The organism is Neobacillus sp. B4I6 (genome assembly GCF_050434045.1).
Taxonomy (GTDB): domain Bacteria; phylum Bacillota; class Bacilli; order Bacillales; family Cytobacillaceae; genus Neobacillus.
The window spans coordinates 5,349,695-5,367,312 of sequence record NZ_JBNPWB010000002.1 but is presented as its reverse complement, the minus strand read 5'-3'; the positions used below and the strand labels follow the sequence as shown (position 1 = coordinate 5,367,312).

General features: G+C 45.6%; 14 protein-coding genes. 3 read left to right on the top strand and 11 right to left on the bottom strand.

From position 1 onward, the window contains the following. Window positions 1–113 precede the first annotated feature (113 nt). The 6 genes from QF028_RS28745 to QF028_RS28720 form a co-directional block, all read right to left on the bottom strand. Window positions 114–752, bottom strand: coding sequence for a TetR/AcrR family transcriptional regulator (locus QF028_RS28745; protein ID WP_214999328.1), 639 nt, complete (start codon window positions 750–752; stop codon window positions 114–116). Window positions 753–767: 15 nt separating this feature from the next. Next, complete coding sequence (locus tag QF028_RS28740; RefSeq protein ID WP_429470858.1) at window positions 768–1,907, bottom strand: acyl-CoA dehydrogenase; 1,140 nt, start codon at window positions 1,905–1,907, stop codon at window positions 768–770. A 207-nt stretch (window positions 1,908–2,114) separates the two neighbouring features. Further along, window positions 2,115–3,245 (bottom strand): acyl-CoA dehydrogenase, encoded by a 1,131-nt coding sequence (locus tag QF028_RS28735; RefSeq protein WP_429470856.1) that lies wholly within the window; start codon window positions 3,243–3,245, stop codon window positions 2,115–2,117. 78 nt (window positions 3,246–3,323) lie between these two features. Beyond that, complete coding sequence (locus QF028_RS28730; protein WP_429470854.1) at window positions 3,324–4,175, bottom strand: 3-hydroxybutyryl-CoA dehydrogenase; 852 nt, start codon at window positions 4,173–4,175, stop codon at window positions 3,324–3,326. Between the two features lie 372 nt (window positions 4,176–4,547). After that, on the bottom strand, window positions 4,548–5,735 hold the full coding sequence (locus QF028_RS28725; RefSeq protein WP_429470852.1) for an acetyl-CoA C-acetyltransferase: 1,188 nt from the start codon (window positions 5,733–5,735) through the stop codon (window positions 4,548–4,550). Window positions 5,736–5,986: 251 nt separating this feature from the next. Next, the gene (locus QF028_RS28720; RefSeq protein WP_214999247.1) at window positions 5,987–8,089 is read right to left on the bottom strand and encodes a 4Fe-4S dicluster domain-containing protein; all 2,103 of its coding nucleotides are present in this window, start codon (window positions 8,087–8,089) and stop codon (window positions 5,987–5,989) included. 174 nt (window positions 8,090–8,263) lie between these two features. On the opposite strand from QF028_RS28720, the gene cls reads away from it, so the two are divergent. Both cls and uvsE read left to right on the top strand, forming a co-directional pair. Beyond that, a complete protein-coding gene (gene cls / locus QF028_RS28715; RefSeq protein WP_429470850.1) occupies window positions 8,264–9,466 on the top strand; it encodes a cardiolipin synthase in 1,203 nt (400 codons plus the stop codon). 15 nt (window positions 9,467–9,481) lie between these two features. Next, on the top strand, window positions 9,482–10,438 hold the full coding sequence (gene uvsE, locus QF028_RS28710; RefSeq protein WP_429470848.1) for a UV DNA damage repair endonuclease UvsE: 957 nt from the start codon (window positions 9,482–9,484) through the stop codon (window positions 10,436–10,438). Between the two features lie 67 nt (window positions 10,439–10,505). Here the strand turns inward: uvsE and QF028_RS28705 are convergent, their stop codons facing one another. The 5 genes from QF028_RS28705 to speE form a co-directional block, all read right to left on the bottom strand. Further along, window positions 10,506–10,694: an H-type small acid-soluble spore protein gene (locus tag QF028_RS28705; protein WP_374193704.1), complete on the bottom strand. Its 189-nt coding sequence runs from the start codon at window positions 10,692–10,694 to the stop codon at window positions 10,506–10,508. A gap of 294 nt (window positions 10,695–10,988) precedes the next feature. Continuing rightward, complete coding sequence (gene argS, locus QF028_RS28700) at window positions 10,989–12,659, bottom strand: arginine--tRNA ligase (RefSeq protein WP_429470846.1); 1,671 nt, start codon at window positions 12,657–12,659, stop codon at window positions 10,989–10,991. Further along, entirely contained in the window at window positions 12,646–13,071 is a 426-nt protein-coding gene (locus QF028_RS28695) for a DUF1934 domain-containing protein (RefSeq protein ID WP_429470844.1), read from the bottom strand. The genes argS and QF028_RS28695 overlap by 14 nt, the downstream gene beginning before the upstream one ends. A gap of 222 nt (window positions 13,072–13,293) precedes the next feature. Next, entirely contained in the window at window positions 13,294–14,166 is an 873-nt protein-coding gene (gene speB / locus QF028_RS28690) for an agmatinase (RefSeq protein ID WP_088084775.1), read from the bottom strand. Between the two features lie 146 nt (window positions 14,167–14,312). Next, complete coding sequence (gene speE / locus QF028_RS28685; protein WP_168241315.1) at window positions 14,313–15,140, bottom strand: spermidine synthase; 828 nt, start codon at window positions 15,138–15,140, stop codon at window positions 14,313–14,315. Window positions 15,141–15,355: 215 nt separating this feature from the next. On the opposite strand from speE, the gene QF028_RS28680 reads away from it, so the two are divergent. Further along, entirely contained in the window at window positions 15,356–17,425 is a 2,070-nt protein-coding gene (locus QF028_RS28680; protein WP_429470841.1) for a transglycosylase domain-containing protein, read from the top strand. Window positions 17,426–17,618 lie beyond the last annotated feature (193 nt).

Genomic DNA, 17,618 nt, shown 5'->3' with positions numbered 1-17,618 from the left:
CGTCCTCCCGCAGGAGTCTTCGCGCCTTCCACTCCAATAAACATAGTGAGCACTCTTAACATAGCCTTTTTTATAGAAATGAACTCCATTCACTGTTCGCCATACGTCTAGCATTACGAGCTTGCTTGTGTGGACGAATGAATGCCGTTAAACAATTGATCGGTTTGGAGTTCAATGTATTCATCAAGTGTATATAATTTTTGCAGCGCCCAGCGGCGGAACGCCCACATTTGGCCCTCGACAATAATGTTATGGGAAATCAATTCGATCTGCTTTTCTGATAACTGCAGCTCGCCATTGTCGACGCACCTTGTGATCAAGCTCTCAAACATCGCCGCCATTTCCATTTCTTTTTTCAGCACATAGGGAAGGGCATCCTTCGTCAGCGATTTGGCTTCTTGATACATGACAAGAACCTCATCCTGCATCTCATCAATCACTCGGAAATAATGACGGACCCCCATCTTCAGGCTCAAAAGCGTGCCTTTTTTCTGCTCGAGATCCTGCTCGAGGCGCTCACGAACATGATCATAGATTCTGTCGCACACGAGATAAAGGACGTCTTCCTTGGAACGGATGTATTCATAAAGTGTCCCGATGCTAAAACCGGCCGCTTTCGCGATTTCCCTTGTCGTCGTCCGATGAAATCCCTTTTCCTTAAAAAGGCTGACGGCCCCTTTGATCATTTGATCACGCCTTTTTTGAACCAGGCGTTCATCCTTTACTGAAGCCAGTACTTCCCGCTTTTTCATCATGCTCTAACCGCCTTATTTCGTGATCATCCGTGAGATAACGAGGCGTTGAATTTCTTGTGTTCCCTCGTAAATTTGCGTGATTTTTGCATCGCGCATAAATCGCTCAACAGGATAATCCTTTGTATAGCCATACCCGCCAAAAACTTGTACGGCTTCGGTTGTTACCTTCATCGCTGTATCGCCAGCAAATAACTTGGACATCGCTGACTCCTTGCCGTACGGCAGACCTTGTGACTCCAGCCATGCCGCTTGATAAGTTAATAATCTCGATGCCTCAATCCCGGTTGCCATATCCGCCAGCTTAAAGCCGATTCCTTGATTGGCGACGATTGGTTTTCCAAATTGATGGCGTTCCTTTGCATAATCCACTGCTGCATCGAGCGCCCCTTGAGCAATTCCTACGGCTTGCGCAGCGATGCCGTTGCGGCCGCCATCAAGCGTCTGCATGGCAATTTTAAAGCCTTCGCCTTCTGCGCCGAGTCGATTGGCAACAGGAACCTTGCAATCTTCAAAAATAATTTCTGTTGTTGGTGAGGAACGAATGCCGAGTTTCTTTTCTTTTTTTCCAACCGAGAAGCCTGGGAAGTCGCTCTCGATAATAAACGCGGTCGTTCCTCTTTGTTTACTTGTTGGATCGGTTAGTGCAAACACGACATAAATGTCGGCCACGCCGCCGTTTGTAATGAAGATTTTCGAACCATTAAGGACATAGTGATCTCCTTCTAGACGTGCGGTTGTTCTCATCCCGCCTGCATCCGAACCGCTGCCAGGCTCTGTTAAGCCGTACGCGCCAATTTTGGTTCCTTCTGCCATTGGGCGCAGATAGGTTTGCTTTTGCTCCTCACTGCCAAATTTGTAAATCGGCCAGCCGGCTAGAGACGTATGGGCGGAGAGCATCACGCCTGTCGATGCGTCGACGCGGGACAGTTCTTCAACGGCAATACAGTAAGCAAGATAATCGCTGCCAATCCCGCCGTATTCTTCCGGCCACGGAATCCCGGTTAAACCAAGCTCCGCCATTTTGTCAAAAATCTTCCGGTCAAAGCGCTCTTCCTCGTCCCGCTCTGCGGCTGTCGGTGCTACTTCATTGCGCGCAAAATCCCGTACCATTTTCCGGATCATTTCATGTTCTTCAGAAAGTTTAAAGTTCATTTCAAGTCCCCCTAGTGGATGAATATATATTAAAAGATTAAGATTTGAACTCAGATTACTGTCTAGCTCCGGCGCCCAACGGCTAGTGTACTTCGCCCTTTTCCCTACGATAAGTCAACATCGGATCGCTTACGCTCTCCGTGTTTCCTTTATCTCAGTCAAAGGGCTCCAGTCCATACGCCGCTAAACGGGCGCCTCCGCTTTTCTTTAAAGATGTTTACTAATCACAATCCGTTGAATTTCACTCGTGCCTTCATAAATTTCGGTTATTTTCGCGTCACGGAAATAGCGTTCAACCGGATAATCTTCGGTATAGCCGTAACCGCCAAATACTTGGATCGCTTCGGTTGTTACCTCGACCGCTGTTTTGGTCGCGAACAGTTTCGCTATCGACGCCTCCAAGGTACATTTCAACCCATGAGTTCGTAAATAAGCAGCCCGATAGACTAATAGTTTTGCCGCTTCGACACTTGTCGCCATGTCGGCTAGTTTGAAACCAATCCCTTGTTGGCGGGCGATCGGCTTGCCAAATTGCTGGCGGTCCCCAGCATAGGTGGTTGCGGCTGACAGTGCGGCCTCGGCAATCCCTAGTGCTTGGGTTGCGATCCCGATGCGGCCGACATCAAGGTTCGCCATCGCGATTTTAAAGCCCTCTCCTTCTGCCCCGAGAAGGTTTTCTGCCGGAACTTGCATGTCCTCGAACGTGAGCTGGACAGTTCTCGAACCATGCAAGCCCATTTTCTTCTCATCCTTACCGACGACAAAGCCAGGGGTATTTTTTTCAACAATAAACGCAGAAATTCCCTTGCTGCCTTGTTCCGGATTCGTTTTCGCAAAAACAATATAAACATCGGCCTCGCCGCCGTTCGTAATGAACACCTTTGAGCCGTTGATGAGGTAATGATCACCCTTCTTGACCGCACGGGACTTTAAGCTGGCGGCATCGGAACCTGAACTTGGCTCGGTTAAGCAAAATGCACCAAGGTACTCCCCTGAAGCAAGCTTCGGCACATACTTCATTTTCTGTTCTTCTGAGCCAAAATAGAGAATCGGGTTGGTGCAGACCGAGGTATGGACTGATAGAATCACTCCCACCGTCGCACTGACTTTGGACAGCTCATTAATTGCTAGGATATAGGAGGTGAAGTCCATCGCGGCTCCACCGTATTTTTCAGGTACAGGAATCCCCATCAGGCCAAGTTCGCCCATTTTGCGGAGGATTTCGCGCGGGAATTCGCCTCTTTCCATATTTTCAATAAATGGTGCAATTTCGCTGTTGGCAAAATCGCGAACCATTTTACGCATCATTTCTTGTTCTTCGGTGAATGAAAGATTCATGGTGGTCTCCCCTTTGGAGGAATGTAATATCGTGGTACTCATCATCATCACGACCCCTTTTTCGAAGAAATGCTGTGTTTATTCGTACGTATAAAAACCGCGTCCTGTTTTCTTACCGAGCCAGCCTGCTTTCACATATTTACGGAGGAGCGGGCAGGGACGGTATTTGTCGTCGCCAAAGCCTTGGTGAAGCGTTTCCATAATATACAGACATGTATCTAAGCCGATAAAATCGGCCAAGGTTAACGGCCCCATTGGGTGGTTCATGCCGAGCTTCATGACTTCGTCGATCGCTTCCTTCGTAGCCACGCCCTCATAAAGCGTATAAATCGCTTCGTTGATCATTGGCATCAGAATCCGGTTCGAAACAAAACCAGGGAAATCATTGACTTCAACTGGTACTTTGCTTAAGGTTTTTGTCATATCTTCAATGACTTGGTACACTTCGTCGGCAGTCGCGAGGCCGCGGATGATTTCGACGAGCTTCATGACTGGAACTGGGTTCATGAAGTGCATGCCGATGACTTTTTCCGGACGCTTGGTTGCCGCCGCAATTTCGGTGATTGGCAGTGATGAGGTATTGCTCGCTAGTATTGAATGTGCTGGGGTAATGTCATCGAGTTGGGCAAAGATTTTTGTTTTGATGTCCATATTTTCAACGGCTGCTTCGATGACGAGGTCGACGTCACTGGCATCATTTAGGTCGGTGGAAGTGGTGATGTTGCTGAGAACTTTCTGTTTTTGCTCTTCAGTCAGGCGCCCTTTATCAACGTTCCGTTTAAGTATTTTATTGATCCCTGCTAAGCCGCGTTCCACAAATTCCGGTTTTAGATCATTTAAGATGACCGTGTATCCCGCCTGGGCACAAACTTGAGCAATCCCTGAGCCCATTTGTCCTGCACCGATCACCATAAGCTTTGAAATCTTCATTTTTTCCCCTCCGAAGTAAGGCCGGAACAAGTCCGACCTAGATTTTTTATGTTTTTGTCTATTTTTTATTTCGGTTTTGTGTTAATTTAAGAGTACTTTTGAGTCATCTCAGGTGTTTTGTGTTTTTTCAAACAAGCTTTTCGAGTCATCTCAGGAGTTTTGTACGTGCTTCTTGGTGTTTTGTGCTATTCCGGCAAGGTCTTGTGTCATTTTCCAAGTGTTTTGTGCCATTTTCAAATGGTTTTGTGCCAAAATTCTGCTGTTTTGTGCAATTAGACATTATTTGGAAAAAGACCACTCTGAAAGTTAGCTTTTTGGAACCCTCCGTTGAACACGACTCCGATTAATCACATTAAAATCTCACCCTTGAGATTAGCCCTTTGGAACCTCGATCATCACGGCATCCCCTTGGCCGCCGCCGCTGCAAATCGCAGCAATCCCAATTCCGCCGCCGCGGCGCTTTAATTCGTGCATTAACGTAAGGATAATGCGCGCCCCGCTGGCACCAATCGGATGACCTAAGGCAACCGCACCGCCATTGACATTGACTTTTTCTAGATCAAGACCAGCAATTTTCCCGCTCACTAAAGCAACCGCAGCGAAGGCTTCATTGATTTCAAATAAATCTATCTCCGCCAACGTTTTCCCTGTTTTTCGTAACAGCTCATTAATTACAAGTCCTGGTGTTTTCGGGAAATCCTTTGCTTCCACAGCGACCGCCGCATGGCCGACAATCACCGCTTCCGCCTGCCTGCCTTCACGAATTGCACGCTCTTCACTCATTAACACGAGGGCTGCTGCTCCGTCATTGACTCCCGGGGCATTTCCAGCTGTAATCGTACCGGTTGAATTAAATACCGGTGCTAATTTAGCTAACCGTTCAATCGATGTGTCTTTACGCGGTGATTCATCATTCTCGACAACAAGTGGCGCATCCTTTCGTTGTGGAACCTCAACCGATACGATTTCTTCCGTAAATTTTCCACTCTCGATTGCGGCAACCGCGCGCTTGTGGCTTCGCAATGCCCACTCGTCCTGTGCTTCCCGGCTAATTTCCATATCGGCAGCCGATACGTTGCCGTATGTGCCCATGTGAACACCGGTAAAGCTGCAGGTTAACCCGTCATGAATCATTAAATCTTTGACCTGTGCGTCACCCATTCGGAAGCCCCAGCGTGCTTTTGGTAAAACATATGGTGCATTGCTCATCGATTCCATTCCGCCTGCAACAATCACTTCTTCATCGCCAGCACGGATGATTTGGTCTGCCAAGGTAACACTGCGCATCCCTGACGCACAAACCTTATTGATTGTTTCGGTTTTCACTTCCCACGGCAATCCGGCGTGATGCGCTGCTTGGCGCGATGGAATCTGCCCCTGGCCCCCTTGTAAAACAGTTCCAAGAATGACTTCCTGTACGTCTTCAGGCTTCACTTCGGCACGAACTAATGCCTCTTTTACGGCAATTCCCCCTAGTTGGGAGGCAGTCAAGCTGCTTAATGTTCCCCCTAATTTTCCAAAAGGCGTTCTAACCCCGCTTAAAATGACCGTTCTTCCCATTCAAAACACTCTCCCTTTTCTTAATATTCAGTCAAACTTTTGTAAAAATATCGCGGCGACTGAACGCTCGCTCGGGTAGGAACCAAAAAAGAAGCGCAGGCTCCTGCTTTTTTTTAAAAATGTTAATGTAAGCGTTTTTATCTACATACTATATTCTACATAAAAATGAGCAGAAGTTGAAATGTTTTCCATAAAATTTTTAAAATTTTATGAATATGTAAACAAATCGAACCTCTGCTCCCCCTTAAAAACTATGCGACTTCCCCGCAAACCGCTTTTTCAAGCAGCTCAGCCACATCGTAGGTCGAAACCTTTTCTTCCACTTCTTTTGCCTTCGTACCATCTGACAGCATCGTTAAGCAATACGGACAGCCTGAACTGATCACCGATGGATTAACAGCAAGTGCCTGCTCGGTTCTAGCCACGTTAATGCGGTGTCCAGTTTCTTCCTCCATCCACATCAAACCGCCGCCAGCACCACAGCACATCGCTTTCTCTCTGTTCCGCTCCATTTCAATCAACTTCACGCCCGGAATAGATTTAAGAATCTCACGTGGTGCATCATAGACATCATTGTAACGGCCTAAGTAACAAGAATCATGGAAAGTGATCGTTTCATCAACCGAATGTTTCGGCACAAGCTTGCCATCGCGAACTAGCTCATATAAAACCTCGGTATGATGGAACACTTCGACATCCGTTAAGCCAAAATCAGGGTATTCATTTTTGAAAATATTATAAGCATGCGGGTCAATTGTGACGATTTTCTTGACTTCTGCTTTTTCAAATTCCTCAATATTTTTCGCTGCCAAGTCTTGGAACAAGAATTCATTGCCGAGACGGCGCGGTGTGTCACCAGAATTTTTCTCTTTGTTGCCAAGAATCGCAAATTTCACGCCTGCTTCGTTCAGCAGCTTCGCAAACGATAAGGCAATCTTTTGGCTGCGATTATCGTAAGAGCCCATGGCTCCTACCCAGAAAAGGTATTCAAATTCTTCGCCGGCTTTATTCATCTCTTTCACAGTTGGCACATGAACATCTTCGCGGGCCTCACGCCAAGTTTCACGTTCCTTTCGGTTCAAGCCCCATGGATTGCCTTGGCGTTCAATATTCGTCATCGCACGCTGGGCATCGGCATCCAATTTCCCTTCGGTTAAAACCAAATAACGGCGCAGGTCAATAATTTTATCGACATGCTCATTCATGACTGGACATTGGTCTTCACAATTTCGGCACGTTGTACATGCCCAAATTTCTTCTTCGGTAATGACATCGCCAATTAAGCTCGGGCTATAAGCTAATGCGGCAGCGGATTCCTGTGCGCCTTGACCTGCAGATGCAAGCGCCAGTTGATTTCCCTTCGTATTCGCAAATGCAATCGTTGGCACCCACGGCTGTTTCGAGGTAACCACAGCACCGTGGTTCGTTAAGTGATCACGAAGTTTGACAATTAAGTCCATCGGTGACAGCATTTTGCCAGTACCCGTTGCCGGACACATATTCGTACAGCGGCCGCATTCAACACATGCATAAAAATCGATCATTTGGTGCTGCGTAAAGTCTTCTATTTTTCCAACCCCAAACGTTTCTTGGGATTCATCTTCAAAATCAACTTTTTTCAACTTTCCTGGTTTATCTAAACGGTTAAAATAAACATTCGCTGGTCCAGCAATTAAGTGAGCATGTTTGGACTGCGGTACATACACTAAGAACGTTAACAAGAATAATAAGTGCGCCCACCAGGCAATGTAAAAAATTACAATGGAGGCGGTTTCATTTATCCCTGAAAAGATCAGCGAAATCAGCGAGGCTACCGGTTCTGTCCATGAAGCTTCTTCCCCATGCCAGATCAGACTCATTCCGTTGCCAAGTAAAACAGAAAGCATTAAACCACCAATAAATATAAGGACAAGACCGGATTTAAAGTTCCGCTTCAAGCGGACTAATTTTTCCACATAGCGGCGGTAAAAAGCCCAAATGACAGCCACTAAGATCATCAGTGTGACAAGCTCTTGGAAAAAAGTGAACCCTGCATAAAGAGGTCCAAGCGGCAAATGTGCCCCAGGTTTAATCCCTTTGATAATAAAATCAATCGCACCAAATTGGACCAGAATAAAGCCGTAGAAGAACATGACGTGCATGATCCCGCTTTTCTTATCCTTCAGCAGTTTCTTTTGGCCAAACACATTGACCCAAATTTTTTGAAGCCGCTCTTTCACATTGTTATCAAACTCAACCTTTTTACCGAGTTTAATAAATTCAATTCGGGTTTTGACGACATACACAAACAGACTGACTGCGTAAGCGGTTACAACAAGAAATGCAATCAGGTTGACCCAGAGTAAACCATTCATACAAATGCCCCTTTCCGATAACTTCTAGAAAATAATTAATTTTCAGAATCTACACTTAACTCTATTATATTATGAATGAGCATTCAGTCAAATAGTTTTTGAAAAGTTTCTCTAACTTATAGAAATGACCGCTTTCGGAAAAACTAACAAAACTGATTGGAGGAAAGAATTCTGATGACGTTTGCACTCTTTTCGAGCGTACTTATTTTTCTCATCATTCTATGGCTTGTTTTAGATTTTATTTTAGGTAAAAGGAAGCATCTTTCCATTGTCAGTCGAAGAGAAACAGCCATCATTCATGGGAATTTTGATATTTTCACCCACGGAAAGAAGTTATTCGCCGACTATTTCCATGAACTGCGGAACGCGAAAAAGCATATTCATGTGCTATTTTATATTGTTAAAGACGATGCGATTAGTCAGGAGTTTTTCTCTATTTTAAAAGAAAAGGCCCAGGCCGGGGTGGAAGTTCGGCTGCTTATTGACCGGCTTGGCAGCTGGAAGGTGAGGAAGGAGGCCGTTAATTCTTTGCAGGAGGCGGGTGTTCGATTTGCTTTTAGCAATACAATCAGGCTCCCCTTCCTTTTTTATTCTTCTCAGATTCGAAATCACCGCAAGATTACGATTATTGACGGGGAAATTGGGTATCTTGGCGGTTATAACGTTGGGAAGGAATATATTGACGAAGAGCCTTCCTTGGGGATCTGGCGCGATTACCATTTAAAAATTACCGGCCGGAGCGTAAATTTTTTACAAAGTGAGTTTTTGCTTGATTGGCACGAGTATGCGGGGGAAGATATTATGGGGAATCCGGCCTATTTTCCGCCCCTGGCTGATGGTCCTGTCCGCCATCAGTTTGTTCCAACGGAAGCCAATCAATTAGAGCAAAATTATCTTCGTCTGATTCAAAAAGCAACCCATTCGATGATCATTGGCACTCCCTACTTTATTCCATGTCATAAGATTTTGGCCGAGTTACTTGCAGCCATAAAACGCGGGGTTCAGCTTTCTGTCATCGTCCCGTATACCGCTGACCACCTGCTTGTCCAAGAGGCCTCGTTCCGTTATTTACGGAAGCTGATGCGGGCGGGGGCGGCCGTTTATCAATATAAAAAAGGCTTTTATCATGCCAAAACACTCGTTATTGATGACAAACTGTGTGACATCGGCACCGCCAATTTTGATAAACGAAGCATGTATTTAAACAAGGAAATCAATTGCTATATTTATGACCCTGCCTTTATCGAGCGCTTGATGGATATTCTCAAAAAGGACATCGATGACTCAGAACCTCTGACATTAGCTGAACTTAACAAACCGAACCCTGTCCGCTCCATCAAAGAAGGCATCGCCGCGGCCGTTTCCTATTTTTTATAAGAAAGGAGTTTGTCTATGAAGATTCGGTTTGGGTATGTTTCGCATGCGATAAGCTTATGGGATGCTTCGCCCGCAAAGACGCTGACATTTACTCGTTATCAGCAGTTAAGCACCGGGGAACGGCAGGAAAAATTGCTTGATGTGACGAAGCAAAATCTGGACCACACCCTCAGGATGCTCTACTACAATATTGCTCATCAACTTGAATTGTATCGAATGTCTAGTTCGATTGTCCCGCTAGCGACCCATCCCGAAGTGAACTGGGACTTTGTGACCCCCTTTCATTCGTTGTGGCAGGAAATTGGTGAACTGGTTAAAAGGAAAGAGCTGCGGGTGAGTTTTCATCCGAATCAATTTACCTTGTTTACCTCACCGCAAACGAAAATTACCGATAATGCCGTAGTCGATATGAGCTACCATTATCGAATGTTTGAAGCGATGGGACTGGAGCAGGAAGGACTGATTAATATCCATATCGGTGGTGCTTATGGTGATAAACGGAAAACTTTACCACGATTCCATCAAAACTTAACCAAGCTGCCAGCGCCGATTAAACGCGTGATGACGCTGGAAAATGATGATAAAACGTATAATGCTGAAGAAACGTTAGCCGCCTGTGAAAAGGAAACAATCCCATTTGTATTCGATTATCATCACCATATCTCCAATCTGTGTGAAACCGCGCTTGAGGATTTGCTGCCGCGGATTTTTCAGACGTGGAAGCATGCACGCCACATCCCGAAGGTACATATTTCCTCCCCCAAAAACGAAAAGGAATTCCGCTCACACGCTGATTTTGTTGACCCGGAATTTATCATGCCTTTTTTGAAAATGCTGCGCGAAATCGGTACGGATATTGATTTCATGATTGAGGCCAAAGCAAAGGATCAAGCCGCCCTGAAATTAATCGAAGATCTCAGCCGGATCCGCGGCTTTAAACGGGTCAGCGGCGGTGCTGTTGAGGTGAAATAGACTAACCGCTGGGTCCCTGGGCTAGACACAATGAAAAAAGTCTTCGAACGACTTCGAAGACTCTTTTCTATTCCTCAATTAAGTTTAAAACAGGAACTTCCCGCTCATTGTCCGGGTCCGTTCTTGAGTATATTCGCGCCACTTGTGTGGCCTCATCGACATGTTGAATGATCACAGGCTTCCCCTCGTAAGTGACATTAAACATGTCGGCAGATTCGACGATCTCCTTCGCTCTTCCCACATTCATCCGCTTCATCCACTCCTCTCTCAAAGTTCCCTACTAGTATTTGCCTTTTATTAGGTAATATTCACAAATAGGGACAAGTTTACCTTGATAAATTTTGCCTGTTTTTCAGGTTACTGTCGGGTTTTGATCCTTTACTGTCCACTTTACTTAGTTTACTGTCCAGGTCTACGATTTACTGTCGACTTTATTCAATTTACTGTCCACTTTGAAAAATTTACTGTCCACTCCACCTAATTCCGAATATTCACATAACAACAACCACAATAAAAAGCCCCCTTAACCAAATAAGGGAGCCATCATCATTTACATTTTTTCAGGAGCTGAAACCCCAATCAACGCCAGCGCATTGCGGAGTGTAATCTGCACCGCTCGCACCAACGCGAGGCGTGCTTTAGTGCGCTCTACATTATCAAGGTCGAGCACCTTTTCCGCATTATAAAAACTATGGAACGTCGACGCTAAATCAAAGATATAGTTGGTAATCCGGTGTGGGACACGCTTCTGTGCAGCCTCGCCAACAGCCAACGGGAACTCACCAAGCTTCTTCAATAAATCCATTTCCTTTTCCGATGCCACTAACGAAAAATCCGCATCCGCATCAACGCGAACACCCTGCTCCTCACCAGAACGCAGAATACTAGAAATCCGTGCATGGGCATAATGCGCATAATAAACTGGATTTTCATTCGACTCCGACACCGCTAAATCCAAATCAAAATCCATATGCGTATCCGAGCTGCGCATCGCAAAGAAATAACGCGTCGCATCGAGGCCGACCTCATCAACCAAATCACGCATCGTGACCGCTTTCCCGGTCCGCTTACTCATCTTCATCTTCTCGCCATTTTTATAAAGGTGAACCAGCTGAATGATTTCCACCTCAAGCGCCTCGCGGCTAAACCCGAGCGCCTGAATCGCCGCCTTCATCCTTGGAATATATCCATGGTGATCCGCGCCCCAAATATTAATCAACTTCTCAAAGCCGCGGCCTAACTTGTCCTTATGGTAAGCAATATCCGGCGTCAAATACGTATACGATCCATCCTGCTTAATTAACACACGGTCCTTGTCATCGCCAAAGTCCGTCGAACGGAGCCAAGTCGCACCGTCTTCCTCATACACATAACCGCTCGCCCGCAATGCGGCCAACGCCTCATCAATTTTTCCATTTTTATAAAGAGACGTCTCCGAGTACCAGACATCAAAGCCCACGCGGAAATCCTCAAGGTCCTGCTTCAACTTCGCCATTTCATATTTCAGACCGTACTCACGGAAAAATTCCTGGCGCTCTTCAACGGAAATATGCACATACTTGTCGCCAAATTCTTCGGCCAAAGTTTTCCCAATGCCAATAATATCGGTACCATGGTAACCGCCCTCCGGCATTTCTTTTTCCAAACCAAGTGCCTGGAAATAACGTGCTTCCACCGACAGTGCCAGATTATTAATCTGGTTCCCAGCGTCATTAATATAGTACTCACGCGAAACATCATAGCCCGCTTTGTCCAAAATGTTACATAACGAATCGCCGACCGCTGCACCGCGGGCATGACCCAGGTGCAAGTCACCCGTTGGATTGGCCGACACGAACTCCACCATTATTTTCTCGTTGCCGCCTACCGTGGTCTCACCGTACCGCTCACCAGCCTTTAGAACCGTCGGAATCAGCTCCGTTAAATAACTATTATTCATATAAAAATTAATAAACCCCGGCCCCGCCAGTTCAATTTTTTCAATCGAAGCCTTTGAGCGGTCTATATTCTCAATCAATGCTTCCGCAATCACTCTTGGCGCCTTCTTCGCAACACGAGTCAGCTGCATCGCCATATTCGTCGAATAATCACCGTGCACCTTCTCCTTCGGCGTTTCAAGAACCACAGCAGGAATCTGCTCCTCCGTTGCCAGACCCGCCTTCAGCACCGCCGCGCGAATCTCTTCCTTTAACTTACTTTGTACTTGTTCAACTATGTTCATGTTTATCCTCCTGAAAGGTAATTTCCAAATGGTATGTACCGGCATGCGAGCCCTGCATCGTAAAATCATAAAGGATATCAATCAAGCCATCCGAATGCTCAATCCGCTTTGCAAGCGTCATCGTCTCAAAGGTACCAAACGGCATTTCATAACTGCCGCGAAGCTTCTTGTGCAAGCGAAACGGCAAACGCATCTTCACCGCACCACCACGCAAAATCAGCGCCTCATCCCCAGCCACCTTCACAATCGTCCGAACATTGCCCTCTTCCTGCACCTCTTCATACTTAAGAAACGAGGCCCCATCTTTTTGCAGATAACGGCCAAACACCGCCAGCTCATAGACTTCCTTGCCCCCATGCTGATGAATCGTCGTTTTCACATTAATTTTCATAGGAATTTCCGTACTAGACAAACGAAATCGCACTTCCTTTTTTCTTTTTTAAAAAGGAACTCAGTAACACTCTTTGGAATGGTTCTAGTCCTAGTAATTGACTTAACTGCATTATTGCATACTTTTTCTATTATAAACATTGCTGGGGCACAAATCAAAAAATGCCCGCCCTCAAAAAGGGTCAGGCAACTTAAGTTTGAGAATTGGCCAGCTCCAGCGACTAGGCGCTTCCGCTTTTCTGTTTTATTTCACCCAGCCAAGCAGCATTTCACGAATTAACTTGCTCGCTGTATTGGCTGTTTGCTCGGAAGGGTCGTAGATTGGCGCAACCTCAACCAGGTCCCCGCCGACAACATTCACTTCAGAACGGGCAATCGCATGAATAGAGGCAAGCAACTCTTTCGAAGTGATCCCGCCGCAATCAACCGTACCTGTGCCAGGTGCATGCGCTGGATCAAGGACATCGATATCAATCGTGACATAAACCGGACGTCCGGCAAGTGTCGGCAGGATTTCTTTTAATGGCTCAAGCACTTCAAACTTCGAAATATGCATCCCGTTTTGCTTCGCCCACTCAAACTCTTCCTTCATCCCTGAACGGATCCCGAAGGAATAAACGTTGTTCGGCCCGATATGTTCCGCAATCTTGCGGATTGGGGTCGAGTGTGACAACGGTTCGCCTTCATATTGCTCACGTAAATCGGTGTGGGCATCAAAATGGATAATTGCTAAATCTGGATACTTTTTATACATAGCTTTCATGACCGGCCAAGAGACCAGATGCTCGCCGCCCATGCCAAGCGGGAACTTGCCGGCAGCAAGGACTTGGTCAACAAAATCTTCAATGATATCAATGCTCTTTTGCGGATTCCCGAATGGAAGCGGAATATCGCCAGCATCGTAATATTTTACATCCTCAAGTTCACGGTCAAGATAGGCGCTGTACTCCTCTAAACCAATCGACACCTCGCGGATACGGGCCGGACCAAAACGTGACCCCGGACGATAACTGACCGTCCAATCCATCGGCATCCCGTACAGAACAACCTGACTCTCCTCAAAATTTGGATGACTCTTAATAAACACATTCCCTGAATACGCCTCATCAAAACGCATCTATGTATCCCTCGCTCTCTATTCTATAAGGGTGTCAGGCACCATCGGTGGACAAAACACTCACTTTGTCTGCACGGAGTGGACACTTATGATTTTGTACCACTTTCTTTGTGGTGCCTGACACCACTTCATTATATCTATTTGAATTACTTCACTAAATCCCCAACAAACTTAGGCAGTACGAATGCTGCTTTGTGAAGCTCTTTTGTGTAGTATTTTGTTTCGATTTCGTGGAAGCGGTCTTCGCTTACTTCTAATGGATCGTATTTCTTTGATCCGATCGTGAAGGCCCATAAGCCGCTTGGGTATGTTGGGATATTTGCAACATATAGTCGTGTAATTGGGAAGATTTCACGAACGTCGCGTTGTACGTTACGGATTAAATCCGCTTTAAACCACGGATTATCAGACTGAGCCACAAAAATTCCGTCTTCTTTCAACGCCTTCGAGATGCCTGCATAGAAACCTTTTGTAAATAGGTTAACCGCTGGTCCGACTGGTTCGGTTGAGTCAACCATAATAACGTCATACTCATTTTCGCTTTTCGCAATGTGCATGAATCCGTCGTCGACTTGAACATCCACGCGTGGGTCATCAAGCATCCCGGCAATCTCCGGAAGGAATTTCTTTGAGTACTCAATTACTTTGCCATCAATATCAACAAGCGTCGCTTTCTTCACGCTTGGGTGCTTTAACACTTCACGAATCACACCGCCATCGCCGCCGCCGACAACAAGAACATTCTCAGGGTTTGGGTGTGTAAATAAAGGAACGTGTGCCACCATTTCATGGTAAACAAATTCATCGCGGACAGAAGTCATCACCATGTCGTCTAATAACAGCATGTTGCCCCACTCTTCTGTTTCAATCATATCGAGCTTTTGAAATTCCGTTTGTTCTGTATGTAAGGTTTTATTTACTTTCATGGTGATTCCAAAGTTTTCGGTTTGCTTTTCTGTAAACCAAATTGACATGTTCATCTTCCTTTCACTTCATTCTATTTAAACCTCTAGTTAATTACAAAGTAATCACTTCAATTTTATAGTACCCAAACTATTGAATTACAATCACACCAAAAAGTCTAGCAAAATTTAAATAAATCCTACATTAAATGTTTAAAATGACTCTATTTTTTCAATACTATTACTATCTATTTTTTTAAAATCTGGAAATACGGTGGTGAGATATAGTGGAAATCATGACTGATCAAGGGTTTCGGAAGACGATTAAATATTTGCGGGCAGCTATTATCATCAGTTTGATAGGCATGATTTGTATGCTTATTCTCTTCCTTGGAATTCTGGCCTATGCAAAAATCCTCGGCGCGCCGCCGCTCGCCGTGCCGCAATCGACCCTTTTCTTCGCGGATGACGGGACATTGATTGGCGAAAGTAATAGTGGCCAAAAACGGTATTGGGCCCGGTTAGAGGATATTTCACCGGATATTGTCGCGGCAACGATCTCGATTGAGGATAAAAATTTTTACGAGCACCATGGCTTCGATTTTAAGCGTATTGGGGGTGCTGTCTTAGCCGATATTCAAGCCTTCTCAAAGGTACAGGGGGCAAGCACAATTACCCAGCAATATGCCCGAAATCTATTTCTCGAACACGATAAAACGTGGACACGGAAGCTGCACGAGGCTTTTTATACGATCCGCATCGAGATGAATTATTCAAAAAAGGAAATTCTCGAAGGCTATTTAAATACGATTTATTATGGCAACGGTGCCTATGGTGTACAGGCGGCCAGTCAATATTATTTTGGAAAAGATGCAGCTGACTTAAACCTTGCGGAAGCGAGCATACTCGCCGGAATTCCAAAGGGGCCGGGAATCTACTCTCCGCTGGCCTCGATGGAACATGCAAAAAAGCGCCAGACGATTATTTTGAAAAGCATGGTAACGAATCATTACATCAAGAAAAAAGAAGCAATAGATGCTGCCATGCAGCCGCTGACAATTGTCGGCGCTCATAACACACAAAAAGTGAAGGTGGCTCCTTATTTTCAGGATGCTGTCAGAAATGCCTTAAAAAATCAATTACATTTAGATGACCGCACGATTGCCCTCGGCGGATTAAAAGTCTATACCACGCTTAATCGCAAACAGCAGGAGGCAGCTGAAAATCAGGTTCATAAATTTGTCGCGAATCTATCGGAAATTCAAGTGGGTTTAGTTGCAATGGATCCGAAAAACGGTTATGTGAAAGCGATGGTCGGCGGCAGGGATTATGAAAAGAGCCCGTTTAACCGCGCCGTTCAGGCGATCAGGCAGCCAGGCTCCACGATCAAGCCGCTGTTGTATTACGCAGCCCTGGAGCAGGGGTTCACTCCATCCTCGACGATGCGCAGTGAGTTTACGACCTTCCATTTTGACGATGGCCAGGCTGATTATACCCCGCATAACTTTAACAATAAGTATGCCGACGGCGAAATCACCCTCGCCCAAGCACTTGCTGTTTCTGATAATATCTTTGCCGTCAAAACGCATTTATTTTTAGGAGAAGAGACCTTAATTGAAACGGCTAAGAAATTTGGCCTTTCATCCAAAATGGCTCGTGTTCCCTCACTCGCTTTGGGGACTTCAGGTGTACGGGTCATCGAAATGGCGAATGCCTATAGTCTGTTTGCAAATGGTGGGAAAAAGGTGAATCCAACCTTAATTACCAGAGTGGAAGACTACAATGGCAATGTCATTTTTGAAAAAGAAAATGAGACGAAAAAGGTTTTGGACCCAGCAAAGGCTTTTGTTATGACGCAAATGTTGACGGGGATTTTTGATCCGAAGTTAAACGGCTATGCCAAGGTAACCGGCAGCACGGTCATTAAGGATATTTCGCGCCCTTATGCAGGTAAATCAGGCTCAACGGAAACGGATAGCTGGATGATCGGCTACTCGCCGCAGCTGGTTACCGCCGTTTGGGCCGGCTACGATATGGGAAAACCGATTGAGCTGGTCGCGGAAAAAACATACGCCAAGAATATCTGGGCTAATTTTATGGAAGAAGCCTTAAAAGGCAAGCCCGTGAAGGCGTTTAAAGCACCAAAAGAAGGTGTCAAAGGGGTTTATGTCAATCCTGAGAATGGCAAATTGGCAACAAAGGATTGTCCAGTACGCCGCTTTACCTATTTTGTCGCTGGAACGGAGCCAACCGAATACTGCACGGAGCATCTCAACCATCATGAATCCGCTCCTGCAAATCACAAAGACACCAACAAGAGAGTGCCATGGTATAAAAAGATTATGCCATGGAGTTAAACAAATCTAAATATAGAAAAGCTCCGGAAAAATTTCCGGAGCTTTTCTTGTCCTAGTTTTAAAGCGTTTTTACACTGCTTATAATACTATACCTTTTGAAAAAACTACAAGCATTTATTTCAAAATAAGAAGGTATAAAAGTTTGAACCTAGATAACTGTCTAGCTCCAGTGCCCAGCGGCTAGTGTACTTCG

What these genes read in the sequence shown, in the direction of transcription:
- QF028_RS28745 (WP_214999328.1), bottom strand. Translation starts at nt 752, where the DNA reads ATGAAAAAGCGGGAAGTACTGGCTTCAGTAAAGGATGAACGCCTGGTT.
- cls (WP_429470850.1), top strand. Translation starts at nt 8,264, where the DNA reads ATGACGTTTGCACTCTTTTCGAGCGTACTTATTTTTCTCATCATTCTA.
- speB (WP_088084775.1), bottom strand. Translation starts at nt 14,166, where the DNA reads ATGCGTTTTGATGAGGCGTATTCAGGGAATGTGTTTATTAAGAGTCAT.
- QF028_RS28720 (WP_214999247.1), bottom strand. Translation starts at nt 8,089, where the DNA reads ATGAATGGTTTACTCTGGGTCAACCTGATTGCATTTCTTGTTGTAACC.
- argS (WP_429470846.1), bottom strand. Translation starts at nt 12,659, where the DNA reads ATGAACATAGTTGAACAAGTACAAAGTAAGTTAAAGGAAGAGATTCGC.
- QF028_RS28725 (WP_429470852.1), bottom strand. Translation starts at nt 5,735, where the DNA reads ATGGGAAGAACGGTCATTTTAAGCGGGGTTAGAACGCCTTTTGGAAAA.
- QF028_RS28740 (WP_429470858.1), bottom strand. Translation starts at nt 1,907, where the DNA reads ATGAACTTTAAACTTTCTGAAGAACATGAAATGATCCGGAAAATGGTA.
- QF028_RS28735 (WP_429470856.1), bottom strand. Translation starts at nt 3,245, where the DNA reads ATGAATCTTTCATTCACCGAAGAACAAGAAATGATGCGTAAAATGGTT.
- QF028_RS28730 (WP_429470854.1), bottom strand. Translation starts at nt 4,175, where the DNA reads ATGAAGATTTCAAAGCTTATGGTGATCGGTGCAGGACAAATGGGCTCA.
- uvsE (WP_429470848.1), top strand. Translation starts at nt 9,482, where the DNA reads ATGAAGATTCGGTTTGGGTATGTTTCGCATGCGATAAGCTTATGGGAT.
- speE (WP_168241315.1), bottom strand. Translation starts at nt 15,140, where the DNA reads ATGTCAATTTGGTTTACAGAAAAGCAAACCGAAAACTTTGGAATCACC.
- QF028_RS28705 (WP_374193704.1), bottom strand. Translation starts at nt 10,694, where the DNA reads ATGAAGCGGATGAATGTGGGAAGAGCGAAGGAGATCGTCGAATCTGCC.